The organism is Corynebacterium sp. HMSC064E08 (assembly GCF_001811805.1).
Classification (GTDB): Bacteria; Actinomycetota; Actinomycetes; order Mycobacteriales; family Mycobacteriaceae; genus Corynebacterium; species Corynebacterium jeikeium_D.
In genome coordinates, this window is sequence record NZ_KV806698.1 from 208,765 (window position 1) to 235,744 (window position 26,980).

The window sequence follows — 26,980 nt, forward strand, 5'->3', positions numbered from 1 at the left end:
TGGTAGGTATGTAAAGACGTTGTTAGGACGTGTTTAGTACCACGTGCGAGATTGGGGAGGGGCTGGCAATTATGGGTCGGCAGATAAGAGAAAACAGTGCTGTAACGGAGTCTGGATTGGTAGCAGGAAACGGTGCTAGAGCAGGAAGCGGGAACGCATTTTTCGCTCGCGCCCGCGTTACTGATTCCGATTTGTGCCCGTGTGGTGGGGGACTCTACGGGCAGTGCTGTGGCCCGCTGCACCGCGGTGAGCGGGAGGCGGTGACCGCAGCTGAGCTGATGGCAGCGAGGTACAGCGCTTACGCTGCCCACGAGGCGGATTACATCTGGCGGACGTGGCATCCGCGCTACCGCCCGGAAGTTATCAATGTCGATGACGGTGTGGAATGGGAAGGACTCACCATCATCAACGCTGTCGATGGCGGCGAGGATGACCGCGAAGGCATCGTGGAATTTGAAGCGGCTTTTCATGACCATGACGGTGTCGGTACGATGCACGAGCGTTCCCGTTTTGTTCGTCGTGCGCGACGTTGGGTCTACGTCGACGGCGAGGTCACGTACTCCTAAGCGTCAGACTTGTTGTGCTTGCCGTGGCCGAATGGCAGCACGGCGACAATCGCCACAATGATTGCTCCCCAGATGGCGCCGAAAATCAGTGAGCCGGTGGTGTTGGCCAACCAGCCGAGGAAGCCACCGGTAAACAGCTGCTCAAGGTTGTGGACCAGCTGGTAGGGGAGGTGCCAGCCCAGCTCGTCGAGGCCGACCACCATGATGTGGCCACCGACCCACAGCATGGCAAACGTGCCGATAATACCGATTGTGTTCAAAACGATTGGCATGGCTTTGACCAGCGCCGCACCAAACTTGCTGATACCGGCTGACTTCTTGGACTGCAGGTGCAGGCCAATATCATCAATCTTGACCAAGAAGCCCACCACGCCGTAGACCGCAAGCGTGATGATGAGTGCGACCACAATAAGAATCAGCGCGCGATTGAGCAGTGGCTGATCAGCGACCTCATTGAGAGAGATCACCATGATTTCCGCAGAGAGAATCAAGTCTGTGAAAATTGCAGACTTCACCAGGGAATCTTCATTCTGTGGTGTGCGGTTGGTCGCCGCCTCCATCCGCTCCTGCTCAGTCTGATCGGGAGAGATTCGGTGCTTAATCTTCTCCCAGACCTTTTCCATGCCCTCAAAGCACAGGTAGGAGCCACCGAGCATCAAAATCGGCGTCAGCGCCCAGGGCAGAAACTGACTTAGCAGCAATGCAATCGGCAGAATAATGACAATTTTATTGACCAAGGAGCCCTTGGCGATACGCCAAATAATCGGCAGCTCGCGTTTCGGCGAGACACCCTCGACGAATTTAGGTGTCACCGCAGCGTCGTCAACCACAACACCGGCGGCTTTAGCGCTAGCTTTGCCGGCCGCAGCCGCAATATCGTCTGTTGTTGCCGCTGCAGCGCGTGCAATCGTGGCAACGTCGTCAAGCAGCGCGACAAGTCCGCCTGCCATAAAAACCTCCCGTATTGGAGGACGCGACCAGGAGCCGTCGTCGTATCAAAGAATTACCGGAGCAATTTTAACCGCTTTCCCGGATTGACTCTGTGTTGTCGGTAGGGCGTCGATGTCCGGTCGATAGTTCACGTGCTCCTCTGAACGTGGGCACGTGGCAAGATATAGGCCATGAACGCTTCCTTCTCCGAAATCTACCGACAGGTCAATGCGGACAACTCGGATAACGCTGGCACCGAGGCAGACACCAGCAATGACGCCCACTCCGAGGAACAGCAGCGCCCGGCGCGTCCCCGCATGGCACTGGTAGTCGTCGACGCTCAGAATGATTTTTCCGCGGGTGGCGCACTTGCCGTCGACGGTGCTGAGGCAGCGTACACCGCTACATATCTGCATGTTGCGGGCACAGCTAACAAGTACTCGGTTCTTGCGACCACCCGTGACAATCACATCGACCCAGGCACGCACTTCTCTGAAACCCCGGATTTCGTCGATACCTGGCCGAAACACTGTGTTGCAGGTACCCCGGGCGCAGAGATTCACCCCGGCATGCAGCGCGCCATCGCGTTTTTTGAGCAGCTCAACCCCGCTGCTGTGCGTATCGATGTCACAAAAGGGGAGTACGCCGCCGCCTACTCCGGTTTCGAGGGAACAACGGAGGCTGGCGTTTCGCTTGCCGACGCTCTCCGCGCCTCTGACATCGAAGAAATCGATGTGGTGGGAGTTGCGACTGACCACTGCGTCCGCGCCACAGTGCTCGATGGCCTCAAGGAGGGCTTTTCCGTTCGTGTTCTGAGCAATCAGGTCGCGGCGGTGGACCCGGAGCGCGGCAAGGCTGCACTAGCGGAATTGGCCGCGGCGGGCGCGACAGTGGTGTAGTGCTGCGACGCTGACCGTCAAACAATCCGCCTAGCCGCTTAGCTAGGCGCCTCGGCAGCCGCCTAGTTAAAAGTCACCATATCCAGGTCGACCTCGCGGAGGTGGCGGTGGTTGGACGCTGTTTCCACATAACGCCCTGCATGGGCGATGAAGCCCTCTGCTTCCTCGGCGGAGAGTTCACGACGCACCTTGGCGGGAACGCCTGCAGCCAGCGACCTGGGGTCGATAATCTGATCTTCCAACACCACGGCACCTGCAGCAATGAGGCTGCCAGCGCCGATACGGGAACGCGAAAGCAGGGTGGACTTCATGCCGATGAGGCAACCATTTTCAACCGTGGTGCCGTGGACCAAGGCCATGTGTCCGACGGTGACATCATCGCCGAGAATCGTGGGCACGCCTCGGTCGACATGGACTGTGGAGTTGTCCTGAATATTGGTGCGCTGGCCGATGCGGATTGGTGCGACGTCTCCTCGGAGAACAGAACCGTAGAACACGGAGCTATCCGCACCGATTTCGACATCACCGATAATGACCGCGCCGGGCGCAATCCAGGCGCTGGAATGAATGCGTGGGGTCTTATCTTGGTAGGTGAGAATGAGCGGAGTGTTCATCATACAAACCAATATAACTGTCACCTGAGGTCAGCGTAAGAAAAATTCTCAGCGAAACTCTATTCGTCGAAGGGTGCAATTCTGCTTGGACGCGCATACAGTGGGCGACATGATTTTTATCGTTGTGAATTACCAAGTTAAGCCGGAGTTTGCCGACGAATGGATGGACCACGTCGCTGAGTTCACCGCTGCCACCCGCGCAGAGGCTGGCAACAAGTGGTTTGAATGGTCCCGCAGCGTAGAAGACCCCAACCAGTACATCCTCGTCGAGGCGTTCGATGATGACGCTGGTGAAGCCCACGTCAATTCCGAGCACTTCGCCAAGGGCCTGGAGGCGATGAAGCCGCTGCTCGCTGAGACCCCGAAGATTGTCTCGCAGGTGCTGCCTGATAAGCAGGACTGGGATCGCATGGGCGAGCTGCAGGTCGACTAATGTCCTCTGACACCATTCGCGATAGCGCAGCCGCTTCCAGCAGCGACACCTATTCTCTGATTGGGCGTGGCCTGCGTATTGGCTCCGCTGTGCTGGCCTCTGCTCTCGTCGTTGGTCTCAGTGCTTGTGGAGATAGCGATGAGGCAGCCCTCGAGGGTAGCCAGAATCAGTCAAGCCAGGAGCAGAGTGCTGTTGCCTCCACTGCCGCCATTCGGGATAACTTGGCTCAGCTGGCGGCAGATACTGCGGCGCTGAAGACAGCATCGCAGACGCTGATTGCAAAGGAATCGGTCTCGGAAGAGACTCGAAAGATTGCGCAGCAGGCGGAGCCAATCTTTGCTGAAGAGGAAGCGCAGCTAGTCAAGACTCTCGGCGTCGATGTTGATCCGTCGGAGACCAAGCTCGACACCGCCACCATGACTCGCCTCGAGAACGAGGAGGGGCCACACGCAGATATGGCTTATCTGACGTTGATGGAAGGCAGCCTGGATAAGATGCTCGGACAGTGGGAAGAGCTGGAAAAGCATGGCGGAAACGACCTGCAAGAGTTGGCACGCTCTTCTCAGCAGCAGCTGGAAGATATTCAGCAGGCGCTGGAAAAACGTATGCAGTACTAGCCGCTGCCCAAAGCTCGTGGGGGGGGGAAATTCAAGTAAAAAGTCCTGCAAAGCGTGCCCGGGGAACCGGGGAAGTGAGTAGCGTGTAAATAAAGCCAGTGCGCTGTGATCGTCGTCAAGCGAATGCGCACTCGGATGAAGCACAATGCTGGCTAATAACCCAGAGTAGAAGGTAGGAAAACACGCCAATGGCAAATAGTATCTCGCGAGTAGGTATCGTCGGCGCCGGTCAGATGGGCTCCGGAATTATTGAGGTCTGTGCGAAGGCCGGTAGCGATGTCAAGGTCTGGGAGGCCAAGGAGGAGTTCCTTGAGTCCGGTCGCGCCCGTATTGAAAAGTCGCTGGATAAGGCCGTTTCCCGTGGCAAGCTAGAGCAGTCTGCACGTGATGAGATTCTGGGACGTATTAGCTTCACCACCAAGCTGGAAGGCTTCGCTGACCGTGAGCTGGTCATCGAGGCCATCGTGGAGAACCCGGAAGTAAAGGCCAGCGTATTCTCGCAGCTCGATGAGATTGTTGAGTCGGAAGATGCCATCCTGGCTTCCAACACCTCCTCGCTGCCGATTCAGTCCATTGCTGCAGCTACCAAGCGCCCGGAGCGCGTCATGGGTCTGCACTTCTTCAACCCGGTTCCGGTTCTGCCTCTGGTAGAGCATGTCGTTACTCTGACGACCGGTGATGTTCAGTCGGAGCGTGCGTACGAGTACGCTTCCGAGGCGCTGGGCAAGACCGTCATTCGCGCTAAGGATCGCTCGGGCTTCATTGTTAACGCCCTGCTGGTTCCGTACATCCTCGGCGCTATTCGCATGCTGCAGGACGGCATTGCTACTGCAGAAGACATCGATGCCGGAATGGTCAATGGCTGTGCGCACCCGATGGGTCCGCTGACTCTGGCCGACATGGTTGGTCTGGACACCATCAAGTTCATTGCCGATGCCATGTTCGATGAGTACAAGGAGCCGACTTACGCGGCACCTCCGCTGCTCAAGCGCATGGTTGAGGCGGGTCACTTCGGCCGCAAGTCCGGCCGTGGCTTCTACGACTACTCCAAGTAGTCCACGCTTTTAGCCCCGTTTGGGGCGAGTATTGAGTTCTTACCGGTTGACGGGCGTTTATCCCGCCAACCGGTTTCTTTTATGCATTTATCAGTGAAAACCCGGAGTCTGATGGGGAAAGCTCCCACGATCGGCGCTAGCATTTTGAAAACTTGTTTCTTTTCAACGCGCCGAAACCTCACAGTGCGCTTAACATAAGTGAAGATTTTGTCAGACCTTGGCTTATAGAGCACTTCACAACTGGTGCCTCCCACGCAGCAATCTGGAAAGGAATGCTTCAGTGTCTTCTTTGAAGCCGCACAAGCGCACTGCAACACGTACTCGCGTCGGCGCTGCTACCGCAGCAATGGCAGTTGTAATGGGGCTTACACCGGCAACGGCCGTGGCAGCTCCGGTCAACCCGTTGGCCGAGCTCGGCAACCGCCTGGACTCTGTTTCTGATCTTCCAGCTAATGTGGCAGCTCCAGAGGGAATCAAGCTCCCCGGCGGTGGCTTCGAGGTCCCGGATTCCATCTCGCTGCCGTCATCTTCCGGTGAAAACACCGACCCGAATGCGCCGAAGCCAACCTCGTATCGCCCGGACCAGATTGCACGCGCGTACCCGTCGGATGCCGCCACCGATAACTGGTTCTACTTCTACGTTGTGCATCCTTTCGTGGAGCTGGAGAAGAACCACCCAGAGGTTATGGACCAGAACCTCGAAACGGTCGTCCGCATTAACAACGCTGCCAAGAATGACCCGCAGGCACAGGAACTCGCTCTTGATGACGACTACCTGGACCCACTGGCCAATATTTCCACTGCTTTCGGTGCAAACCTGGGCCAGCACTTCCGTGATGCCTATGACGAGGATCGCCTGCCGAAGGTAAAGGCCCTGCTGTCCGGCAACCTTGCTCGCGGTGGCGGTCTGGTCAGCTCGACCTTCTTCGAGAAGTACGTCTACGGCTACGATCGCCCGTTTGTGGTGGCACCGGAGCGCATCGAGCGCTACTACCGCGAAGGTCAGGACGACCCGTACTCGACCACCCCGTCCTACCCGTCGGGCCACACCAACAAGGCTGCATGGACTTCAACCATGCTGGCCATGATGCTGCCGGAGGTTGCACCACAAATTCAGGCGCGTGCGTCCGAGGCTGGTCATTCTCGCCTTGTCATGGGCGTCCACTACCCGCTGGACGTTATGGGCGGCCGCATGATGGGCAACCAGGCCGCAGCTGATCGTTGGGCAGACCCAGAGTTCCGCCCACTCATCGAAGAAGCCATGGATGAGCTGCGTACGGAGCTCGAGTACCGCTGTGGCGACACCATCGCCAACTGCGTTGCCAAGGACACTCCGTACATGAGCACCGCAGCTGCCGTTCAGCAGTACACCGAACGCATGACCTACGACTTCAAGCAGGTTGGCCCGGCTAACGAGCCAGTTGTTGTTCCGAAGCGTTACGCAGGTTTGCTGGAGACCCGCTTCCCGCAGCTGACTGAGGAACAGCGCAGCTCCGTCCTCGCTCAGACCGCAATCCCATCCGGCTACCCGCTCGATCGCACTGACGGTGAGGGCCAGCACGTTCGCATGAACCTGGCTCGCGCTCTGGCCGCCAACGTTGTTGTCAACGCCGACGGCAGCGTCACTGTCACCAACTAAAACGTCAACTACAAGCGCAGGGCCGCGTCAAGACGGTCCAGGGCCTCACCGAGGATTTCCGGGGAGGTCGCAAAGTTAAGCCGCACATGTCCAGCCCCGCCTTCGCCGAATGCGAAGCCGGGGTTGAGTGCTATTTTGGCGTTTTCAACCAGCCACGCAGCTGGGTCATCGCTGTCAACACCAGGCACGTCACCCAAATCCAACCACGCCAAGAATGACGCTTGCGGTGGGGTAAAGCGAGCCTGCGGCGCAATAGTGGACAAACGTGTTTGCAGAGTCTCACGGTTGGTACGCAGGACATCGACAAAATTGTCCAACCAGGGCACACCATCGCGGTAGGCGGCGGTGGCCGCGGCGACACCAAGAATAGAAGCGCCTTCGCGCACAATGAAGGGCAGCTCCAGCCAGGTTTTGGCATCTTCGTCGTTAAAGATGATCTGCGCACACTTGAGGCCGGCGGTATTCCATCCCTTCGAGGTAGCAGTCACCGTGATAGTCACGGCCGCCGCAGTATCCGACACCGACGCGGTTGGAGTGTGAGTGCCATCTAGAACAACTGGGCCGTGAATCTCGTCTGAGATAACGCGCGCACCAAAGCGAGCGGCTAAATCGGTAATCTCACGCAGTTTTTCGGGGTAGTAGGTAAAGCCGAGAGGATTATTCGGGTTACACAAGATCAGGCAACCGGCACCGTCGGCGAAGGCGCGTTCGAGGGCGCCGAGATCCGGGCCGTCGGCAAGCGTGGGAATGCACACTGTCTCGCGTCCCAGCGCGGGACCTACCTGGAAAAACGGCATGTAGGCGGGAGTGGGGACGACAATTGCGGAATCGGGGCGGGTGAAGCGTTCAACCGCGAGTGTGACACCGCGGACGACGTCAGCGACGGCAAAGATATTGTCGGGGTTCGGGCGCCATCCGTAGCGTTGTGCAGAAAAGTCCGCGGTTGCGGTCGTAAGCGCGGTGATGTCCTGCGAGAGGTATCCGAATTGTTCGCGCTGACACGCCTCGTCGATTGCGGCACTGACGGCAGGGCAGGTTGTGGCATCGGATTCGGCGACCCACAGTGGCAGCACGTCCGGTGAATATGCGGTCCATTTGACTGTCCTGCGGGAGCGGAGTTCATCGAGGGAGGGGAAAGTGACAGCGTTATTTACACTCATAGTTTCCGTGTATACAGAAAAAGCGGGAAGTCCGAAGACTCCCCGTTTTATCCAGTAGCTACGGCCGCATCAGAAGCAGCCACAGCAATGACCAGCGCTAGGCCAGCCTCAGTGCCTCCTCAGCAGCTGGCAGGGCAGCTTCGCGATCAGCCTTGACCAGCCCCAGGCGTGTGCGGCGATCGAGAATATCGTCGACACTGAGAGCTCCCTCGTGCGTCACATGCCAGGCGAACTCGGCGCGGGTGACATCGAGACCCTCCGCTACCGGGGCGAGCGGTCGATCGAGCGGACAGGATTCGATGAGCTCGAAGGATTCGGCACCGTAGCGATTAAACAGCGGCATCGGGATACGGCCTGCAGCGGCAGCGGTGCGAGCGCGGTCGAGCTCCTCCGGCTCGGAGCCCAGCACAGGGATCGTGCGGGTGGAGCACGGGGCAAGCGAAACACCGAGCTTCTCTTCGACCTTGTCCACGGTTTGCTCAGCCATAAGACGGTACTCGGTGAGCTTGCCACCAGTAATGGAAATCAGGCCGTTCGGGGCCTCCAACAAGGCGTGTTCGCGAGAGAGGTCAGCGGTGTGTGCCTCGCCGGCGTCGATGAGTGGACGCAGGCCGGCGAAAGCGCCGATGACATCGTCGCGAGTGAGCGGAACCTCGAGTGCCTGGTTGATGACATCGAGCAGAAAAGCGATGTCATCCTCCGGTACTTCCGGAACATCCGGGATCGGGCCCGGTGCATCCTCATCTGTCAGGCCAATGTAGACGCGGTTGTGCTCTGCGGGCAGGACAAAACAGAAACGGTTGGTGTGACCGGGCACCGGTACCGTGAGAGAGCCGGTAGGGTTGCCTAGCTTCGCGGCGTCGAGAACCAGGTGTGTGCCGCGAGATGGGCGAATCTTGATGTTCGTCGCCAGTCCGGCTGCCCACACACCAGTGGCATTGACCACAGCGTGAGCCGGCAGCTCGAAGGAATCGCCAGTGAGCTCGTCGACTAGTGTGGCGCTCGTGCCAGAGGCAGTCTCGCAGCGCACCCGGGTCAGAATAGTTGCACCGTAGCTAGCGGCAGTTCGAGCGATAGCGGTGACCAAGCGTGCGTCGTCACGCAGCTGACCGTCGTAGTTGACGTAGCCGAATCTCACCTCGCGCTTACGTACGGTCGGCGAAAGCTGGCTGACTCGGCGGGAACCGACAGTGCGGGACAGCGGCAGGGTAGTGGCGGAGGTACCAGCGATAATGCGCAAAAAGTCACCGGCCAAAAAGCCTAACCGTGGCAAAATTCGGGTCAGCGGTGCAAACTTATCCATCACCGGTACGACCTGCGGCAGGTTATGCACCAGGTGCGGAGCGGTGACGTCGAGCAGCGCACCACGTTCAATAGCTGAGCGGCGAGCGATACCGACATTGCCGCTGGCAAGGTAGCGCAGGCCGCCGTGGGCGAGCTTCGACGACCAACGAGAGGTACCGAAAGCTAGATCCTTCGATTCGACGAGAACGGTATTCAAACCCCTCGATGCTGCATCTAAAGCGATGCCGACACCAGTGATACCGGCGCCGATGACCAGCAGATCGGGGATGTTGCCCTTAGCGGTTTCTTCGCGCAGACGATTCAAGTCCGCTTGCCGACGAGCCTTGTTCAAAACCGCAGCTGAGCGATCGCGCTGAGGAGCGTGCGTGGCAGTCATAGTTTTTCTTCCTCGACTTTCCCGAAGACGGTAATAGTGATGAAACGATCTGGCGTACGTGATGAAGTTGTGGAGTGCGTAGTGAGCGTGAACTATTTCGGGGCGTAACCCATTGCAAGGCAATTAGAAATAGACTAAGTTGTTCATTATCAACGACCGGCACGGATATTGATTCAAGAAGTCTTTCTTAGTTGCGAATCATATCCCGGGGATCACAAGGAAGGAGACACCTCGATGGCTATGCACCCAGCGTCCAACCGCTCTGAGTCCATGAACCGAGCTTTCGCCGCTATTGCACCATCGCTGCAGATGTGTTGCTGCTGTCTCCAGTCCGTGCCGCCCCAGACAGGTCGTAACTAAAAAGACGCGCATAGGCATGTAAAACGCCACGCTGTTTGCGGTCGCACGGACGAAATCGCACCGATTGAGCCGACCCATCCCACCATCCGAGCATTCTCGCTTGGAATTCTAGGAAGAAGCGACAGCGACAATGATCGCAGCACTCGAATCTTTTACCCTTGACGATTACGTTTCACTGTTTATTTATGACGGCCCAACGTCGCCAGAAATCTACGCCAGTGAACTGGTCAGTCTAGCTCGCTAACCGAGGCTGGCGGCTAGACAGGCCGGGTTTGCCGTGTTCAGCAGCAAATAGCGGTTGGGCCGAAGCTGGCGGCGACAGGGTTAGATCATGTTGCCGTCGTAACGCTCTTCCAGGGAGCGCGGACCGGTAGCCAACTTGCCCGGGTTGAGGATGCCAGCCGGGTCGAGTTCGTCCTTAATTGCGCGCATGACCTTGGCGAACAACTCGGTGTTCTCCTCGTAGTACTGCGGGCTGTGATCCTGGCCAATGCCATGGTGGTGCGTGATGGTGCCGCCGAAGTTCATCATGGCCTCCGACGCCGCAGTCTTGATGTCCATCCACTGCTGGAGGATCTCGCCCTCGGTCTCGCGGAAGAAGTACGTGAAGTACAGCGAGCAGCCGGATTCGTACATGTGCGAGATGTGGCAGAAGACGTACACCGGGGTGCCGTGCTTCTCGCCAGCGGCTTCCATTGCGGAGGCGATCTCGCGGCGCAGTGTAGCGGCGTTATCCCAGGTGGTGGCGGTCTCCAGGGTGTCGACGCCGACGCGGCGAGTCATCATGACATCGCGCAGGTACGGCGAGGAGAAGCGGTGGTTAACCCAAGCCATACCGGGGATGGAGCCCATGCGGACGCACTTCTTGGTCAGCAGGCGAGCGGCCAGGCGCTCACGGGTGACGCGGGCGCCGACCGGATCAGTCTGCGCGAAGCCAAAAATCACCATGCACGGGGTGTCGATGCCACGCAGCTTCAGGTACTTTGTGACCTTCTCGGACATGCTGGCAGAGCCGAGCTGAGTGAGGCCGAACAGCGTCTCCTTCTCGTCGGAGATGCGCGCTAGGTGCGGGATATTGCCGCTCTGCTCCAGCTTGCGCAGCTCCTCGGCGGCTTCTTCAAAGGAGTTGAAGAAGTAGGTGTCGAAGAGCATCTCCTTTTGCGGACGCTGATTCAGGGCAATCGTCACATGCGTGATGATGCCCAGGGTGCCCTCCGAACCCAGGAAAAGCTCACGCGGGTTCGGGCCGGATGCCGACGACGGCATGTCGCGGAATTCCATGGTGCCGGCTGGCGTGACGACGCGCATGCCAATCACGTTGCGGTCGATACGACCGTAACCAGAGGATTCCTGGCCTGCCGAGCGGCAGGAAACCCAACCGCCGACAGTGGAGTACTCGAAGGACTGCGGGAAGTGACCTGCGGTGAAGCCGGCCTTGGACAGCTCTTTTTCCAGGTCGGGGCCGAAAACGCCGGTCTGGGCGGTGACAGTGCCAGCGACTTTGTCGATGTCGATGATCTTGTTAAAGGCGGTCATGGACACTGCGATGGCCTTACCCATGCCTCCGTCAACAGCCTCCACGCCGCCTACGACCGAGGTGCCGCCACCGAAGGGGACGACTACAATCTTGCGCTTAGCGCATACCTTGAGCAGGTCCTCGATATGCTTTTCAGTTTTCGGTAGTACAACAGCATCTGGGGCGACATCGAGCTTGGCTGCGCGAAGGCGAACCAGGTCGGGGTAGGACCGGCCGACCGCGTGTTTGACGCGGGTGTCGTGGTCGGTGGCGACGGCATCCGCGCCTACAATAGCGCCCAGGGCTTCGATATCCTCGGCGCTGAGGCGGCTATCGGGAATGGTGACGTCGGCGATGTTGCGCGGCGGGTTGTTTGCGTCCAACGACATACCGATTTCGCGCTGCAGTAGCTTCTCGCTGGCCGCGGTGATTGGCTTGTCGTTGCCGTCAACACCCCAGCCCCACCAGCGCATGCGATACGGAATCGTGAGCTTGTTAGACATCCTGAGCTTCTCCTTGGGCATCGGTGCTGCGAGTCTGAACTGCGGAATTATTTGTAGCTTGCGCGGAAGCACATCTTTACATCTTTTATTATAGCGGTATTACGTTACGTTTTCTCAAAAAATGTCAATCAATCTTGGTAAGCTTTAGTTAGATGCGGTAACGCACTCCCATAAAGGCCAGTATTGACCGGTCAAAAGCCCACGTAAAAGTAGGTATTTCTTCGATGAACGCTAACGACAAGGACCTCAACTACCCGCTGGGAACAACTGAGATTCGTACCCTTGCTCTGGTCACTAACCCCCACGCGGGTCATGGCGCCTCGCAGATTGCGTCCGCCCGGGCGAGCCGGGTGTTCGCGGATCGCGGCATCGATGTCATCGCTCTCCAAGGTGCTAACCCCGACGACGCCCGCAAGCTCATTCGTGAGGTCATCGCCGACGGCCGAATTGATGCCCTGGCAGTCTGTGGTGGCGACGGCATGATTAACCTCGCACTGCAGGAGCAGGCACAGACCGGCATCCCCCTCGGTATTATCCCGGCCGGCACCGGAAACGACCACGGCCGCGAATACAATCTGCCGCGTGGCAATGCTCGCGATGCCGCTCACGTTATCGCCGATGGCTTCTGGACGACCACTGACCTCGGCCGCATCACCAATGAGGCAGGGGAGCAGCGCTGGTTCGGCACTATCATGTGTGCCGGCTTCGACTCGATTGTCTCCGACCGCGTCAATCAGATGACCTGGCCGCATGGCCGCAACCGCTACAACCTGGCTATCGTCCGCGAGTTCTTGGCTTTCCACTCGCTGCCATTCCGCATCACGCTGGATGACGATCGGGTTCTCGAAGATCCAATCACGCTGGCCGCCTTCGGCAACACCCGTTCTTATGGCGGTGGGATGAAGATTTGCCCGTCCGCAGACCACTCCGACGGACTGATGGATATCACTGTCATCGGCAAGGCCGGGCGCATCAAGGCCGCCCTGGCCTTCAAGTCCGTGTTCGACGGCACCGTTGAAAAAATCGGGGAGGTCAGCACCTACCGCGCCAAGAAGGCTTACGTGGAATACATCGGCCCGCCACGCCAGATGAATGCCTACGCTGACGGCGACCTCATGTTCCCGATGCCGGTTACCGTCGAAATTGTTCCGGGCGCTGGCCGCTACATCGTTCCCCGTCCGTAAAAGGGCGCAGGGGGCCCGTCGTCAAGCGTTTTCTGCATGCTTGACGACGGCGCGTTACCCCTTGATGCCGTATTTCTTCAGGCGCAGACGATCCGCCGCCGAGGCCGAAGCCGTCAGACGTAGCAGCTCGGCGTAGATACCGTCAGTCTGCGCCAATGCTGCGGGTGCGCCGACCTCGTCGACGTGACCGTCACGCAGCGTCACGATGGTGTCCACATCGGAAATCGTGGACAGGCGGTGGGCGATGATAACCGTTGTGCGTCCCTCCATCAGCTTGTCCAAGCCTCGCTGAACTTCGCGTTCGGCCTTGGTGTCCAGCGCCGAAGTGGCTTCGTCCAGGATGAGCAGGGGAGCATCCTTCAAAATTGCGCGCGCGATGGCGATGCGCTGCTTCTGGCCACCCGAGAGCTTCAGACCTCGCTCGCCGATAGTGGTGTCGTAGCCGTCGGCGAAGCTGCGGATGAAGTCGTCGGCGTTGGCCTTCTTCGCGGCGGCAATGATTTCTTCGTCGGTGGCGTTGGGTTTGCCGTAGGCGATGTTCTCCCGAATCGTGCCGGAGAACAGTGACGAGTCCTGGAACACGACGGCAGAGCCGGCGCGCAGAGTGGAACCGGAAACTTCGGAGACATCCGACCCCAGAACGCTCAAGCGGCCTGCGGTCGGGGCGTAGAAGCCGAGCAGCAAGTTGACGATGGTGGACTTGCCGCCACCGGACTCGCCGACCAGGGCGATTTTCTGGCCTGAGTATGCCTGGAAGCTGACATTGGAGAGCACCGTCTTGTCCTCTTCGTAGGCAAAATCCACTGCGTCGAAGTCGACAATGGGAGCGCCAATTGCCTCCTGTTCGGCTGCGCGTTCCAGGGAGGAACGGTGGGCGCTGTCGACGGACTCTGCGTCTGCGGTGGAACCAACGGACGCGGAGTCGAAGTCGCCGTTATTCGCGGTCGCTGCACTGAGCAGCTCCGGCTGCGTGCGGGTCTCTGGAGTAAGCTCCATGACCTTGAAGTAATCGCGCGAACCGGCGACTGCGCGTTGGGCAGCGTCGACCAGGAAGCTCATCATGGTCACTGGTTGGCGCGCCATGTTAATCAGCTGAATGAGCATGACCATGGTGCCGATGGAGAATTCTCCCGACAGCGTACGCAGGAAAAGCAGCAGGTAGATGCCTGCGAAGATGATGTTCAAAATACCCCCGCGAAGGGCATCCATGCGGTGCCACCACGTTGACTGATCGCGGGTCAGGGAGATGGTGCGGCGGAAGCGGGAACCAAAGAAAGCGATTTCGCGCAGCTCTGCAGTGAAGGAGCGGACAACCTTGACTTGGCCGATGACCTCGGCAAAACGGCCACCGGCGATATCGATTTGTTCGTTCTTTTTCGCTTCAATCTTCTGCCAGCGCTTCGAGGTCAGCGCGGTCAGCAGGGTGTAGACCGGGAAAACGATAATCAACAGCACCGCCAGTGGCCAGTAGTGCCAGGCGGTGATGCCCAGTACCGCGCCGACGGTCAACAGCATTGGGAAGAAGTTGTTGGAAAACGCCTGGAGGAACTGCGTGATATTGGTAATCGAGCGTTCCAGGCGGGAGATAATTGTGCCGGTGACCTGACTGTCGAAATAGCGTTGCGGCAGCGACAGCAGCTTTGCATAGTAGCGGGTCGACAGAATCTCGCGCATGCGCGCAGTCATCACATCGCCCAGGTAACCACCGATGTTATGCACGATGGTTTGCGTCAGATCTGCGATTAGCAGCCCGATGACCAGCCAGATTACCGTGCGAGTGGTATCGGACATCGCCGCCTGGCTCAAGCCTTCATCGCTGGATACCGCGCCGACGATGGCGTCGGTGGCATCGCGGATGAGGAAGGGGCTAATCAACGACGCGGCGGCGGTGGCCAGCGAACAGATGATGACCCCGATATAGAAAGGCCAGAGCACTCGTGTAGTGGACAGGATTCTGCTGAGCAGACGCACGAAAGACCTCTATCTTGCGGGGTGGGGACTCCCCGCTATGAAATTACTGCGACAAAAGCCCTATCCTAACAGCGAGCGCACAGCACCAAGCGGCAGCGGCAGCCAGTTGGGGCGGTTCTGAGCTTCGTAAAGGCACTCGTAAATGGCTTTATCCAGCACAAACGCCTCCAGTAGTGCCGGGTCGCTGGCGTCGCCATAGCCTTCCAGGAAGGCATCGATATTGCGGCGAGCCCACTGCTCAACACGCTCCGTCGCTGCCTCGGTGTCCTCACGTCCGGTCAGCAGCGGGTAGTGAGCGGCGTAATCGAAGGAGCGAATCATGCCGGCGATATCGCGTAGGCGGTGATCCGGCAGACGACGCTCCTCCCACGGGCGCGACGGCTCGCCCTCGAAGTCAATCAAGCGCCAAGAGCTCGGCGTGCGCAACACCTGCCCCAAGTGCAGATCACCGTGGATTCGCTGGACGACGGCACCACCTTCCGGAACCGCAGCCTCCGCGCGATCGAAGATAGCCTGCGCTTTATCCTTGACCTCAGCAATTTGCGGCACAACACCAGCGACGAAATCCAGGCGAGCTCGCAGTGGGGCTACCAGCTCCGCACCGGTCAGGCGCTCCTTTACCGCAACAGCGGCAGCGAGGCTGCTGTGTACCGAGGCCACTGCTTCGCCGAGCGCACGTGCTTCGGATGTAAAGTCGGTGCCCAAATCTTCCAGCGGGGTCTGACTGTCGCGGATGGCATCGCGCACTGCGCCAAGAGCCAGCTCCCAGCCATCGACCGAGTTCGGTGCGAATTCCTGCAGCATGGCGGTGGTGTAGGTGTCTTCGCCAATGGTGGTCTCTACCCAGGAGTAGAGCTCAGGGACGAACTTGCAGTCTGCCTGGGCGAGTGCGGCCAGCAGCTCCACATCGGCATTAGTGCCGGGGTAGAGGCGACGGAAGAACTTGCACATCACGCGGTCGTCGAAAATGACCGAGGTGTTCGACTGCTCGACTCCCATGGGGCGGCCGGATTCCGGTCGGAGCTGCTCAGAGCCCGGCACACGTCGCAGTTCCATGCGGCCGAGCTTGCCTTCGTCGGAAAGCTTCTGGCCGAGTGCTGTGATGGCATCCGAATCAATCAGGGCGTCGTAGCCGACGATGCCCTCGGCGCGAACCAGCAGGGACTGCTCGTGGCCATCTGGGACGTCCTCCGCCCAAGCGATGGGCAGCTGATAGGTCGGTGCGGAATGTGCGGTGTGCACCCTCACCAATGCGATATCGACATCGGGGCTGTCGGGATTGTCGCGCAGTACGGGGTCAAGCGCGAGGATCTCGACGTGGTCGATGTCAGAGACCTTGTCAGCGAAAAAGCGCATCTTGACCAGTGTGTCTGCCAGCTCTTCGGCAATGAATTCGGCGGTGGGAATAGTCATTTTAGTTCTTTCGCCTTTCGGGACTTAAAAGATCACTCTTTATTATCGGCGTTTGTGACGGCATCGGCGGCGGTGCCTGAGTGCTCGCGTGATGACGTCACCGGCGCGTCCGATATCGCCTGCGCAACCGGGATTGTCGGCGCCGACATGGAGGCGCTCGATTCGAGGTTTGTCTCTGGCGGCAACTGGATTTCGAACCAGTAGAAACCGTGACCAGGAAGCGTGATCTGGTAGGGATCAGTGCCAATTGTGGGGAAGGGAACCGAACCCGTGAGCTCTACCGGGGTGGCGCCGGCGAACTCGGACAGATCCAGCGAGACGGCCGCGGGGTAAGAGGACAGGTTGTTGACGCACAGCAGCACTTCGTCGCCGTATGTGCGCAGATAGGTCAGAACAGAGGCGGTATCGCTATTCAGCTCGCGGAAATCACCGAGGCCAAAAGCCTCATAGCGCTTGCGGACCTGAATCAGTCGACGCACCCAATTCAACAGCGAATTGGAGTAGCTCGCTTGGTTCTCGACATTGACCGCCTGGTAACCGTAGGTCGCATCCTGAATGGTCGGCAGATAGAGCCGACCGGGGTCGGCCTTGGAGAACCCGGCGTTGCGGTCGGGTGACCACTGCATCGGTGTGCGCACGCCATCGCGGTCACCGAGCCAAATGTTGTCGCCCATACCAATTTCGTCCCCGTAGTACAGCACCGGCGAACCCGGCAGGGAGAGTAGCAGGGCATTGAAAAGCTCGAGCTGTGTGCGGTCATTTTGCAGCAGTGGCGCTAGACGACGGCGAATGCCGATGTTGGCCTTCATCCGCGGATCGTGCGCATACTCGGCGTACATGTAGTCGCGCTCGGCATCGGTGACCATTTCCAGCGTCAGCTCATCGTGGTTGCGCAGGAAAATGCCCCACTGAGCCGAAGACGGAATCTCTGGCGTGGACTCCAGGATCTCCGAGATGGGGAAGCGGGACTGCTTGCGCACCGCCATGAAAATGCGTGGCATGAGTGGGAAGTGGAAAGCCATGTGGCATTCGTCGCCACCGACCTCCGGGTCGCCGAAGTATTCCACCACATCGGAGGGCCACTGGTTGGCCTCCGCCAGCAGGACGCGACCCGGGTATTCCTCATCCATGACCTTGCGGCAGCGCTTCAGAAAAGCGTGGGTCTCGGGCAGATTCTCGCAGTTAGTACCTTCGCGTTCGAAGAGGTAGGGAACAGCGTCGAGGCGGAAGCCATCGATGCCGAGATCGGACCAGAAGCGCAGCACATCGAGCATCGCTTCCTGCACCGCCGGATTGTCATAGTTCAAATCCGGCTGGTGGGAGAAGAAACGGTGCCAGTAGTACTGGCCACGCACCGGGTCATAGGTCCAGTTGGAGTCCTCGGTATCGACAAAGATAATGCGTGCGCCCGAGTAAGTGTCCGGGTCATCAGTCCAGACATAAAAGTCGCCGTAGGGGCCATCCGGATCAGTGCGCGACTGCTGAAACCACTCATGGGTATCGGAGGTGTGGTTCATCACCAGGTCAGTAATAACGCGGATACCGCGCGCATGGGCCTCGTCGAGAAGCACCTTAAAATCCTCGACCGTGCCAAACTCGTCGAGCACGGCGCGGAAGTCGCGGATATCGTAACCGCCGTCGCGCAGCGGGGAGTCGTAGAAAGGCGGCAGCCAGAGGCAGTCAACGCCCAGCCATTGCAGATAATCGAGCTTCTCCGTCAGCCCTTTGAGGTCACCGGAGCCGTTGTTGTCGGAGTCGAAGAAGGCCCGGACGAGCACCTCATAGAACACCGCGCTGCGGTACCACTCGTAATCTTCCTTGGCGATAGTCATGCATCCCAGCGTAATGACTATGCCACTAGCCTGCAGAGAGAGTTTTCCTGCGAGATCCCACAAGACCGCGCGAGACGGCCGTCCTGGGAGACCTCATTAAATAGCATTCTAAACAGCCTTGTGTTCTTGAATCAGCGCGGTGAGCTGGTACGCATCATCCAACTTCAACTCCGTTGCCACCGGAGTGACCGCTCCCGGCACCATGTCGATTCGCACGTTTGCCACTCCCGCCGCTTTCTTCAGCGGAGAAATAATCAGTGTATGTCCTTGAATACGCTGCCAGGGAACGATGAACCGCGTATGCCAGAACCGGCCCTTTGTCACTAAAAGACCCCGCCGCGTGGCCTGCACCTTTTGGAATTTCCAGTCAATTGGGCTGAGCCACCATGCCGTGCGTGGAGTCTGCCAGGAGCCCAACAGGTCATCCGCGGAGGACGGTCCCGCAATCTCAGTCATCAGGTAATCGACAATCGCGTCCGTCTCCGGTGCCGGTGCCACTGGCACCAGTGTGTTGTTCGACTGTGTGCTGTCCAGGCCATAGCCGGCCACCGAAACGTCCGCGCGGGACCATTTCCACGGACGCCACCAGAGAGGTTGCACCACTTTAAAGCCATGAATGCGATCAATCGGAATGGTTTGGGCGCGCGTCGACAACAGTCCGGCGGTAATCGCCAGACGCCTGCTTTCCGACGACACCTTCAGCGTGAAATCCCACGACTGATTTAGTACTCCGAAAAGGCCGAGCGCGAAACTGCCAATCACAATCAGAGTAGTGATGGTTACTCCGCTGAGGATTTCCACGATGAAGTCGGTGAACAGCGCAGAGACAACGGCGAGGAGGATGAGAGCTATGCCGACGAAAAGACCGGGTCCAATGGCCACGGATGCAATCAGCCGTCCGACATCGACCGGGCCAAAGATGGTCTTTGTGGCGGACATGCGGGAGGACATGTGGGCGCTGGAGTCTAGGGGCGCGGAAGGGGTGTCACCGTCGTAAAGCGAATGTGCCAGTTCGGTGTCCAACTTTTCTACCTCACCCAACACGTCGGCGCGGAACTGTTCGCACTGCGGGGGAGTGAGGTATTTGATTGTGAAGTGCGAATCGGAGCCGCCGGCTGTTTCAATGACAATTTCGGCGAGCCCGAAAATACGCGCCAACAATGGTTGGTTGATATCCACCGCCTGCACGCGGTCGAGCCGTGCCGCGCGTCGAGAACGCAGTAGCCATCCGGAGCCGTAGCGAACCTCATCGTCGGTGAGTTCGTAGAACGTATACCGCCAGGATAGCCATGAGAAAAATGCAATCAGACCAATAATTATGGCGACCGCACCGGTACCGACAAGGAGACCGAGCCATGCCCAGTCGTAGAGCTGAGTCACGACAGCAACGGCCAACTGCCACTGATTCGCGACTGCGAATGCAGTCACCGCAGCGATTGTGGCAAAGCTTTTGAGCAGCGGAGATAGGGGATGAACTCTATGCCTCATTTAGAGACCCGCCATCCGGTCGTGGGCGCGCTGAGATAGACGAGCGCGCAGGGCGAGCGCTTCTTCACGTGGCAAACCGTGGACGGCTGCATCCGAGCTCGCCGATGCTGTGTTGAGCTTCAGCGTTGCCAGTCCGAATAGTCGAAGGAGAGGTCCTTCATCGATGTCGATGAACTGGATTCGTCCGTAAGGGACAACAGTGACCGAGCGCCACCAGCGTCCGGACGCAACAATGAAGTCGTTGTCCTCTTCGAGGTATCGGTGGGCACGAACTCGGCGGCCGATGAGCCAGTAGATATATGCGAAGTAGAGCACGCAGGCGAGGACGCCCAACCACATCCACGGAGTCCACATCACAGCGGCGACGACGGCTGCAATCGTGATAACTAGCAGGGGAGCGGCATGCGCGACTCGCTTCACCTTAGCCAGCGCGGGGTCGACCGGCTGCAGCGCGGAATTCTCGGGGACTAATAAATTAAGCGGCTCCATAGTTAACAGTTAAACACAGAGGGTAAAGCTTGCGTCTGGCCTGGTGCTTCGGTAAGAACGGTGGCTATGGATCGCAGGAAACTCATAGCAGTACTCATCACGCTGATCACCATTTTGGTCTGCGTAGAGATTTATCGGTACATGCAGACTCTGCCAGCTTAAGTCGCTGGGCTCAGTTGTTGAGCGCAACAGCACAGCGCTAACCAGCGCAAGCCTCACCCGCCTTATGCCTTATGCGCCAAAGAGCTGGCGCGGAGCCGCCCACGCATCGATGGCAATGTCCTCGACTGCCTGGGCGTTAGCGCCAGCAAAGGTGGTCACCTTGCGGTCGTCGTTGTAGCGGGGCATGTGTGAGGTGCCTTCGCGGATGAACTCGACCGCCACTTGGTGGAATGGATGGTTGGGCTCTTTCATACCGAAGAAGCGTGCAATGTCGATGCAGTGCGGAGCGCCACTGGTGCGGCCAGCAGGTGCATAGCCCAACCCCTCTCCCGGTTCGAACTGTGCCGCCCACACATCCAGCTCAGCCGCCACGGACCGTTCGGCGACTTTAACAGCGTATGAGCGAATCGCTGAGTCAGAAATGACATTCCCCATCGGGCGCTCGGCATAGGCGGTGGCCGGAAATTCGCCGTGGCCGCGATGCCCCTTGGCGTAGCGCCGAGCCATCCACTCCCGCATGGGCAACTTGTCCATCGCCACAACCGGCGGTTCTGAGAAGAACTCTTCGCTGGTGGCAGTCACCATCGTTGGCAGTGTGGGAGCAAAGCTGTCAAAGCGAGGCCCAATTGCCGGATCCGAAGGTGAGGATGCCGACACCAATTTCTGGGCTCGAGCGACCCTGCGTTCGTCGGCACGCGAAAAGACGTCGGTGGACGGCGCACGTCCCACACCGATGCCCGCCAACGTGCGGCGGAGACGCGAGCCCGACAGCAGCGAGAAGGCCGGCGACATGGCGATGGTGCGCTGGATCTGGCCGCGAGTGCGTTCGTCGGCAGCGAGAGTGAGCGCCAGCGCCGCACCCGCCGATTGCCCCGAGATAGTGATGTTGTCGATATCGCCGCCGAAGGCAGGCGCGTTACGACGAGCCCACTGCAGCCCCAGATACAGGTCATCAATGGCCCGGTAGTTCTCTGTTTCACTGTCACGCCAGAAGCCCTCGAGGCCCTTGCGGTATCCAAGCGAAACGGTGACGATGCCCGCCTGTGCGAAGGCCGTCGCGTCCGTCCAGGGTTCGGAGGGATGCCCAAACTCGTAGCTACCACCGTGGATCCACAGCAATACGGGATAGGAAGCGTCCGCGGGCTCAGCCGGTGCGGTGACGGTGAGAACTAATTCGCGCTCGGGTTCACAGCGCCGAGTGCCCGACTGTGGGCCGTCTGCCACCGGTGCCGACGCGGCGAACGGAGCAGCATCTGCGTAATCGATATTGAAAACTTGTATTGCGTCATCGTGAATACGGCCGGTTAGCCTCCCACAGGGAGCGGAAATAGTCGTCTCTGTCATGGCGGAAAACGCCTCCTCGTCACGGTTGGTCCTGCCAGAACGGCGGGGAGCCTGTTTCAGACGGTAGGCGCACTCTGGTTTCTCGAGCACGCTACAGTTGAATTCACTATGACCAATGATGCACGAAATCCACTGTTGACACCGTCGGAATTGTTCTGCGAATTGCCAGATTTTGCGGCAATCGATGACAGCCACGTCCGCGAGGCCTTTAGCGAAGCAATGCGCAGCCATGCGCGCGAGATCGACGCCATCGCCACGTCGTCGGAGGCGCCGACCTTTGTTAACACCATCGAGGCAATGGAAAAGGCGGGCCAAGATCTGGACCGCGTTGCTGCTTATTTCTTCAACGTTGCCGGTACGGACGCCACCGATGTCCGCATGGAAATTGAAGCCGAGATTGCCCCGCAGCTCACTGCACACCTGGATCAGATTCGCATGCGCAGTGACCTGTGGCAGCGCATCAATGCCATCGACAGCGTTGACGATGCCGCCAACCCGGAAGAGGCGAAGCTGCTGCTGAAGAAGGTCCGCGAAGACTTCCAGCGCGCCGGTGCGGACCTCAGCGACGGGGACAAAGCCGAGCTCAGCCGCATCAATTCCCGCCTCTCTGAGCTCTCCACGGCTTTCGGTGAAAACCTGCTGAAGGACACCGTCGCGCGCGCCGTGGAAATCTACGACCGCGAGGAACTCGCCGGGCTTTCCGACGATGCCATTGCGTCCTTCGCCGCCTACGCGAAAAAGGCAGACACCGATGCGCCGTGGCTGATTCCGCTGGACCTACCATCAACTCCGGCACAGCTGGCTGACCTGGATAATCCGGCTACTCGCGCCAAGCTCTACGAAGCCTCACTGGGGCGCGCGGGTGCTGCCTCCGGCAAGTTCGACAACTCCGACATTGTGCTGGAAATGGCGCGCCTGCGTGCCCGCCGTGCCAAGCTGCTCGGCTACGACACGCATGCGGATTACGTCATTGCCAAGGAGACGGCAACCACCGCAGAAGCTGCTCGGAAGCTCATTGCAGACCTGGCGCCAGCTGCCATTGCGAATGCTGAAGGCGAGTACAAGCGGGTCGCTGATCTGGCTGGCGATGAGACGGTCACGGGCGCTGACTGGCCGTATTGGGAGCGCCGTCGTAAAGCGGAAGAATTCGCAGTCGACACGGAGGAACTCAAGAACTACTTCGAGCTGCACCGTGTCATCGAAGACGGCGTGTTCTACGCTGCCCGCAAGCTCTACGGCATCGAGGTAGTCAAGCGCGAGGACCTGCAGGGATACGCGCCGGGCACGACCGTGTGGGAGGTACGCCAGGGCGGAGGCGAGACCATCGGCCTGATTATTACGGACTACTTCTCGCGCCCGACCAAGCGCGGTGGTGCATGGATGAGCTCGTTTAGGAACCAGTCCCGTCTGCTGGGGCGCCTGCCAGTCGTGGTCAACGTGATGAACATCGCCGAAACCGAGCCGGGAACCCCGGTGCTACTGACGCTCGACGAGGTCACCACTGCTTTCCACGAGTTCGGGCACGCCCTCCACGGTCTGCTTTCCGACGTCACGTACCCGACCTTCTCGGGCACTAACGTCCCACGCGACTTCGTGGAATTCCCCTCCCAGATTAACGAGAACTGGGCGCTTGAGCCGTCCATTCTGGCCAATTACGCCGTCCACGTTCGTACCGGTGAGCCGATCCCGGCCGAGCTAGTCGAGTCGGTGAAGAAGGCCCGCACCGCTGGTGAGGGATTCGCCACGGTTGAGTACCTCGCCGCGTGCGCCATCGATCTGGCCTGGCACAGCCTCACCGAGGAGGAAGCAGCTCAGGTCACTGATGTTGATGCCTTCGAAGCGGAAGCACTCGCCGAACTCGGCCTCGACGTTCCCCACCTGGCTCCGCGTTACCGCTCCCGCTACTTCAACCACATCTTCGCCGGCGGTTACTCGGCGGGCTATTACTCCTACCTGTGGGCAGAGGTGCTCGACGCGGACGGTTTCGGTTGGTTCACCGACAACGGCGGTGCCACAATCAGCGGCGGCAGCCACTTCCGCGAGGAGATTCTCTCCCGTGGTGGCGCCATCGACTTCATGGCCGCCTACCGTGCCTTCCGAGGTCGCGATAAGGACATCCAGCCGCTCCTCGAACGCCGCGGGCTGTCGGGCACTGATGCCTAGCTTCACGCTTTACGACGAGCCCCGCGACCGCAGCCCGCTAGTTATTCCGGTCACCGGCAGGGTAGGTTGACACTCATGGCAGAAGCATTCGACAGAGTAGGGCAGTGGCTTATCCAATTGCCACTGCTTGCGCAGGTCAGCGTGCTATGCGCGGTTCTGCTGGTAGTCGGAGGGTTTGTTGCTTTCGTTCTCGTTGGCGCAATCGATGTTGTCAGCGGTCGTCTGTGGCAGAGGTCGGTGCATCGGCGGGAGCGTTCGCAGGAGCGTCGAGGAGCGGGCAGCGAGAGCTAGCCGATGAGGTAGTGGCCTTGCGGATAGCTCACCGGGAGGCCCGGTGAATTGAGCTGGGACAAGCCCCCCTTTAAGTGTTGGGTCGCTATCGCTGCCCTAAGGTATGTCTTAAAGTATTAGGAAATTTGCCCAACAGGCTAGAGTTGGGTAGTTCGCAAATATTTCGCAGTAGGGAGCTGAGTTAGCATGCATCGGTCGAGGCACTCGAAGGTCCTACTTGCCCTAATCGTTTTGCTTCTTCTCATCCTCATCGCTGGTGCAGTCACCGATTTCCAGTTTTAGCCTCGGTTTTAGTGCCGGGCACATAACTTGAAAGATCGGTGAACAGCAAAAATGAGGGACTAAGCGTTCTCGAACCAATTAACGCTTAAATCCGGGGAAGCGAGGCAGGTCCTCGACAAGCACGGCCTTGCCCTCGGCATCGGTTAGCGGAATGCACCAGTTCGGGTATTGGTCGTGGCTCGTGCCCGGCTGGTTCTGGGTACGACGATCGCCGACCATGTCCACCAAGGCCTCACACTTCAGCGCGGATGGCGTCTGGTCGAGGAAGCGGTGCAGCCCCGTGACCAGTGCGTCAATTGGTGGCAGATTATCGCGGGTAAGGGAATGAACATCCATGTCCGCCGCAGCCGTGTCACCAAAGCAGCCGGCTTCCTTGGCAGCGCCCAGAACCTTTCGAATCCACTCGAAGTCCCGGCGGTCTTCCTCCGCGACGTCGGAAAGCAATAGTCCCAGGCGTTCCCGTAGCTTGATGTGCTCGCCTGCGAGGTAGCCTGCCGTCGGCGGCAGATCGTGCGTGGTGACGGAGGACAGGCACAGGCTGCGGTAAGCGCTTGGTGGTTTCGGCTGGTCGCCCTCGGATTCAAACCACACAATCGAGGTGCCCATGATGCCCCGCGAGGCCAGGTAGTCCTGCACCCACGGCTCGAAAGTGCCCAGGTCTTCACCTACGACGAGGGCCCCAGCGAGCTCGGCCTCAAGTGCGAGAATGCCGACCATGGCCTCGTGGTCGAAGTACAGGTAGGTGCCATTGACGGGGGACTCCATCCGCGGCATGACCCAGAGGCGGAACATACCCAGCACGTGGTCAACACGAATGCCACCTGCGTGGCGAAGGATTGTGCGCAGCATGTCGCGCCAGGGGCGGTAGCCGGCCTCGGCTAGCTTGTGCGGGTTCCACGGCGGCTGCGACCAGTCTTGGCCGCGCTGGTTAAAACCGTCTGGCGGTGCGCCAACAGAGATAGCAGGAGCGAGCCAATCCGCAAGGTTCTCGGCATCCGCGCCGCCAGGGTGTACGCCGACGGCAAGGTCGGCCATGATGCCGATGCGCATACCCGCATCCAGGGCTGCCTCTTGTGCCTGACCGAGCTGCTGATCGAGGATCCACTGCACCCAGAGGTGGAACTGGAAGATTTCCTCCCGCAGAGATTCGACACTGGCGTGGTTGCCCAGCGGTGGAACCAACTCGATATCGTTCTCGGCTACGGCACCAGAATCGGAAGTGGCATCGCGGGCAGCAGCGCGATCCGCGAGCTCACGCTCGGTGCACCACGACGCGTAGTCGTAAATGCCCCGGCCCTCGGCCTCCAGCCAACGGTCAAATTCCGCCTGGCGCGCGCTGGACAGGGGGATCTTGTGAATTGCCCGCAATACCTTGAGCTTTGCAGCGTAGATGGGGTTGCGGTCAATCTCATCAGGGCTGTGATTGAGCTGGTGGAAAGAGTCCGCTAGCGCACGGGCTTCATCGGCCTCGTCCTTGTCCAGGTACCCGAACTCGTCGATAAGCTCTGGGCGCGCGTACAGCGGATTGACATAGCGGCGCGTGGTGGGCAGGTACGGCGAGTCTTCTACCGGAGGCAGTGGCTCTGCGGCGTGCAACGGATTGATGAGGACGAAATCAGAGCCCGCGTGCTGAGCGCTGACCTGTGCCAAGTCGCCGAGGGTAGCGAAATCGCCGATGCCCCAGCTGCGGCTGGAGCGTACCGAGTACAGCTGCGCCATGACACCATGCGCAGGATTCTGCACGTACTTGTCGGCAGTGGCGAGACGGTTGGGGGTTACGGCCACATCGCACTCAGCGACGTTGTCGTCGTTGACTGCGCGCAAGCGATGCCAACCAAGTGGCAGATCCTCTGGAATTGCGAAGGCGGCTTCTCCCATCAACACATCGCCGACCTGGCGTGGCGGTACCAAGTGGTGCACCTGAGCGCAGGGCCATTCTGCGCCGTCCTCCAGTTTCACAGTCACACTGACATTGCTGCCGTGCGGTACGTGAACGAGGACTCGGTGGAAGATGCCCTGGCGGGTAACTACCACGGGTGGGAGAAGGCGAGACCACTGCGCGTCTGCCCACTCACGACGGGCGTCGTTGATGTCGGCATCACTGGGATTTGGGCCCAAATCGATGTCGAGAGCAGCGAGAGTTTTTAGCACTGTCTCACGAGAGACGTGCACGAGTTGGCCCTCGGTGGAGTAGTAGGAAACCCCAACTCCGACATCTTTAGCGAGGTCGGCGAGTGGAGAGGAAAGGGGAGGATTGGAAGCTGCCTGTGTCACTCTTTCCATCATGCCAGTTTAGAAAAACTTTGCCAGCAGTAAGGCAAATCACTTCGTTATCGAAATATTTACTGAAATCACAACGGCGCAGGGTTTGATGTTCTAAGTTGATTC

The 26,980-nt window shown here is 59.3% G+C and carries 21 protein-coding genes; 9 read left to right on the top strand and 12 right to left on the bottom strand.

Annotated elements, in window-relative coordinates; translation table 11 throughout:
• Nucleotides 1–116: 116 nt before the first annotated feature.
• The gene (locus HMPREF2820_RS04155) at nucleotides 117–566 is read left to right on the top strand and encodes a YchJ family protein (RefSeq protein ID WP_088611608.1); all 450 of its coding nucleotides are present in this window, start codon (nucleotides 117–119) and stop codon (nucleotides 564–566) included.
• On the opposite strand, the gene HMPREF2820_RS04160 is transcribed toward HMPREF2820_RS04155, so the two are convergent.
• Entirely contained in the window at nucleotides 563–1,516 is a 954-nt protein-coding gene (locus HMPREF2820_RS04160) for a DUF808 domain-containing protein (protein ID WP_049189378.1), read from the bottom strand. The two genes, HMPREF2820_RS04155 and HMPREF2820_RS04160, sit on opposite strands and share 4 nt — an antisense overlap.
• Before the next feature lie 171 nt (nucleotides 1,517–1,687).
• Between HMPREF2820_RS04160 and HMPREF2820_RS04165 the strand changes: the two genes are divergently transcribed.
• Nucleotides 1,688–2,395 carry an isochorismatase family protein gene (locus HMPREF2820_RS04165; RefSeq protein WP_016423140.1) on the top strand — a complete coding sequence of 236 codons (708 nt, stop codon included), beginning with the start codon at nucleotides 1,688–1,690 and terminating at the stop codon, nucleotides 2,393–2,395.
• 62 nt (nucleotides 2,396–2,457) lie between these two features.
• On the opposite strand, the gene HMPREF2820_RS04170 is transcribed toward HMPREF2820_RS04165, so the two are convergent.
• The gene (locus HMPREF2820_RS04170; protein WP_005510604.1) at nucleotides 2,458–3,012 is read right to left on the bottom strand and encodes a gamma carbonic anhydrase family protein; all 555 of its coding nucleotides are present in this window, start codon (nucleotides 3,010–3,012) and stop codon (nucleotides 2,458–2,460) included.
• A gap of 106 nt (nucleotides 3,013–3,118) precedes the next feature.
• On the opposite strand from HMPREF2820_RS04170, the gene HMPREF2820_RS04175 reads away from it, so the two are divergent.
• The 4 genes from HMPREF2820_RS04175 to HMPREF2820_RS04195 all read left to right on the top strand — a co-directional run bounded on the left by HMPREF2820_RS04175 (nucleotide 3,119) and on the right by HMPREF2820_RS04195 (nucleotide 6,753).
• Complete coding sequence (locus HMPREF2820_RS04175; protein WP_038629105.1) at nucleotides 3,119–3,442, top strand: putative quinol monooxygenase; 324 nt, start codon at nucleotides 3,119–3,121, stop codon at nucleotides 3,440–3,442.
• A complete protein-coding gene (locus HMPREF2820_RS04180; RefSeq protein ID WP_049189381.1) occupies nucleotides 3,442–4,059 on the top strand; it encodes a hypothetical protein in 618 nt (205 codons plus the stop codon). Before HMPREF2820_RS04175 ends, HMPREF2820_RS04180 begins: the two co-directional genes overlap by 1 nt.
• 188 nt (nucleotides 4,060–4,247) lie before the next feature.
• Nucleotides 4,248–5,114, top strand: a complete 867-nt coding sequence (locus HMPREF2820_RS04185; RefSeq protein ID WP_070602923.1) for a 3-hydroxybutyryl-CoA dehydrogenase — start codon at nucleotides 4,248–4,250, stop codon at nucleotides 5,112–5,114.
• Between the two features lie 280 nt (nucleotides 5,115–5,394).
• Nucleotides 5,395–6,753, top strand: a complete 1,359-nt coding sequence (locus HMPREF2820_RS04195; protein WP_049170684.1) for an acid phosphatase — start codon at nucleotides 5,395–5,397, stop codon at nucleotides 6,751–6,753.
• An 8-nt stretch (nucleotides 6,754–6,761) separates the two neighbouring features.
• On the opposite strand, the gene HMPREF2820_RS04200 is transcribed toward HMPREF2820_RS04195, so the two are convergent.
• From HMPREF2820_RS04200 to HMPREF2820_RS04210, 3 genes are all read right to left on the bottom strand, one after another.
• Entirely contained in the window at nucleotides 6,762–7,913 is a 1,152-nt protein-coding gene (locus tag HMPREF2820_RS04200; RefSeq protein WP_070602926.1) for a MalY/PatB family protein, read from the bottom strand.
• 97 nt (nucleotides 7,914–8,010) lie between these two features.
• Nucleotides 8,011–9,594, bottom strand: a complete 1,584-nt coding sequence (locus HMPREF2820_RS04205; RefSeq protein ID WP_070602928.1) for a glycerol-3-phosphate dehydrogenase/oxidase — start codon at nucleotides 9,592–9,594, stop codon at nucleotides 8,011–8,013.
• 684 nt (nucleotides 9,595–10,278) lie between these two features.
• Nucleotides 10,279–11,973, bottom strand: a complete 1,695-nt coding sequence (locus HMPREF2820_RS04210; RefSeq protein ID WP_083308418.1) for an FAD-binding oxidoreductase — start codon at nucleotides 11,971–11,973, stop codon at nucleotides 10,279–10,281.
• Between the two features lie 224 nt (nucleotides 11,974–12,197).
• On the opposite strand from HMPREF2820_RS04210, the gene HMPREF2820_RS04215 reads away from it, so the two are divergent.
• The gene (locus HMPREF2820_RS04215; RefSeq protein ID WP_070602930.1) at nucleotides 12,198–13,157 is read left to right on the top strand and encodes a diacylglycerol kinase; all 960 of its coding nucleotides are present in this window, start codon (nucleotides 12,198–12,200) and stop codon (nucleotides 13,155–13,157) included.
• Nucleotides 13,158–13,211: 54 nt separating this feature from the next.
• On the opposite strand, the gene HMPREF2820_RS04220 is transcribed toward HMPREF2820_RS04215, so the two are convergent.
• From HMPREF2820_RS04220 to HMPREF2820_RS04245, 6 genes are all read right to left on the bottom strand, one after another.
• Nucleotides 13,212–15,128: an ABC transporter ATP-binding protein gene (locus HMPREF2820_RS04220; protein WP_070602932.1), complete on the bottom strand. Its 1,917-nt coding sequence runs from the start codon at nucleotides 15,126–15,128 to the stop codon at nucleotides 13,212–13,214.
• Between the two features lie 60 nt (nucleotides 15,129–15,188).
• Nucleotides 15,189–16,541 (bottom strand): maltokinase N-terminal cap-like domain-containing protein, encoded by a 1,353-nt coding sequence (locus tag HMPREF2820_RS04225; RefSeq protein ID WP_070602935.1) that lies wholly within the window; start codon nucleotides 16,539–16,541, stop codon nucleotides 15,189–15,191.
• A gap of 32 nt (nucleotides 16,542–16,573) precedes the next feature.
• Nucleotides 16,574–18,373 (bottom strand): maltose alpha-D-glucosyltransferase, encoded by a 1,800-nt coding sequence (treS, locus tag HMPREF2820_RS04230; RefSeq protein WP_070602936.1) that lies wholly within the window; start codon nucleotides 18,371–18,373, stop codon nucleotides 16,574–16,576.
• A 108-nt stretch (nucleotides 18,374–18,481) separates the two neighbouring features.
• Complete coding sequence (locus HMPREF2820_RS04235) at nucleotides 18,482–19,801, bottom strand: PH domain-containing protein (RefSeq protein ID WP_070602938.1); 1,320 nt, start codon at nucleotides 19,799–19,801, stop codon at nucleotides 18,482–18,484.
• Between the two features lie 60 nt (nucleotides 19,802–19,861).
• Nucleotides 19,862–20,350, bottom strand: a complete 489-nt coding sequence (locus tag HMPREF2820_RS04240) for a PH domain-containing protein (protein WP_070602940.1) — start codon at nucleotides 20,348–20,350, stop codon at nucleotides 19,862–19,864.
• Nucleotides 20,351–20,581: 231 nt separating this feature from the next.
• Complete coding sequence (locus HMPREF2820_RS04245; protein ID WP_070602942.1) at nucleotides 20,582–21,856, bottom strand: carboxylesterase family protein; 1,275 nt, start codon at nucleotides 21,854–21,856, stop codon at nucleotides 20,582–20,584.
• A gap of 108 nt (nucleotides 21,857–21,964) precedes the next feature.
• On the opposite strand from HMPREF2820_RS04245, the gene HMPREF2820_RS04250 reads away from it, so the two are divergent.
• Both HMPREF2820_RS04250 and HMPREF2820_RS04255 read left to right on the top strand, forming a co-directional pair.
• Nucleotides 21,965–24,019 carry a M3 family metallopeptidase gene (locus tag HMPREF2820_RS04250; RefSeq protein WP_070602944.1) on the top strand — a complete coding sequence of 685 codons (2,055 nt, stop codon included), beginning with the start codon at nucleotides 21,965–21,967 and terminating at the stop codon, nucleotides 24,017–24,019.
• A 75-nt stretch (nucleotides 24,020–24,094) separates the two neighbouring features.
• Complete coding sequence (locus HMPREF2820_RS04255; protein ID WP_070602946.1) at nucleotides 24,095–24,310, top strand: hypothetical protein; 216 nt, start codon at nucleotides 24,095–24,097, stop codon at nucleotides 24,308–24,310.
• Between the two features lie 360 nt (nucleotides 24,311–24,670).
• Here the strand turns inward: HMPREF2820_RS04255 and malQ are convergent, their stop codons facing one another.
• Entirely contained in the window at nucleotides 24,671–26,878 is a 2,208-nt protein-coding gene (gene malQ, locus HMPREF2820_RS04260) for a 4-alpha-glucanotransferase (protein WP_070602948.1), read from the bottom strand.
• Nucleotides 26,879–26,980: the final 102 nt, after the last annotated feature.

Bases quoted from the DNA above. Each gene is read 5' to 3' on its own strand.
- HMPREF2820_RS04255 (WP_070602946.1), top strand. From the start codon at position 24,095: ATGGCAGAAGCATTCGACAGAGTAGGGCAGTGGCTTATCCAATTGCCA.
- HMPREF2820_RS04160 (WP_049189378.1), bottom strand. From the start codon at position 1,516: ATGGCAGGCGGACTTGTCGCGCTGCTTGACGACGTTGCCACGATTGCA.
- HMPREF2820_RS04170 (WP_005510604.1), bottom strand. From the start codon at position 3,012: ATGATGAACACTCCGCTCATTCTCACCTACCAAGATAAGACCCCACGC.
- HMPREF2820_RS04165 (WP_016423140.1), top strand. From the start codon at position 1,688: ATGAACGCTTCCTTCTCCGAAATCTACCGACAGGTCAATGCGGACAAC.
- HMPREF2820_RS04175 (WP_038629105.1), top strand. From the start codon at position 3,119: ATGATTTTTATCGTTGTGAATTACCAAGTTAAGCCGGAGTTTGCCGAC.
- malQ (WP_070602948.1), bottom strand. From the start codon at position 26,878: ATGATGGAAAGAGTGACACAGGCAGCTTCCAATCCTCCCCTTTCCTCT.
- HMPREF2820_RS04250 (WP_070602944.1), top strand. From the start codon at position 21,965: ATGACCAATGATGCACGAAATCCACTGTTGACACCGTCGGAATTGTTC.
- HMPREF2820_RS04180 (WP_049189381.1), top strand. From the start codon at position 3,442: ATGTCCTCTGACACCATTCGCGATAGCGCAGCCGCTTCCAGCAGCGAC.
- HMPREF2820_RS04240 (WP_070602940.1), bottom strand. From the start codon at position 20,350: ATGGAGCCGCTTAATTTATTAGTCCCCGAGAATTCCGCGCTGCAGCCG.
- HMPREF2820_RS04185 (WP_070602923.1), top strand. From the start codon at position 4,248: ATGGCAAATAGTATCTCGCGAGTAGGTATCGTCGGCGCCGGTCAGATG.
- HMPREF2820_RS04225 (WP_070602935.1), bottom strand. From the start codon at position 16,541: ATGACTATTCCCACCGCCGAATTCATTGCCGAAGAGCTGGCAGACACA.
- treS (WP_070602936.1), bottom strand. From the start codon at position 18,373: ATGACTATCGCCAAGGAAGATTACGAGTGGTACCGCAGCGCGGTGTTC.
- HMPREF2820_RS04210 (WP_083308418.1), bottom strand. From the start codon at position 11,973: ATGTCTAACAAGCTCACGATTCCGTATCGCATGCGCTGGTGGGGCTGG.
- HMPREF2820_RS04245 (WP_070602942.1), bottom strand. From the start codon at position 21,856: ATGACAGAGACGACTATTTCCGCTCCCTGTGGGAGGCTAACCGGCCGT.
- HMPREF2820_RS04200 (WP_070602926.1), bottom strand. From the start codon at position 7,913: ATGAGTGTAAATAACGCTGTCACTTTCCCCTCCCTCGATGAACTCCGC.
- HMPREF2820_RS04215 (WP_070602930.1), top strand. From the start codon at position 12,198: ATGAACGCTAACGACAAGGACCTCAACTACCCGCTGGGAACAACTGAG.
- HMPREF2820_RS04205 (WP_070602928.1), bottom strand. From the start codon at position 9,594: ATGACTGCCACGCACGCTCCTCAGCGCGATCGCTCAGCTGCGGTTTTG.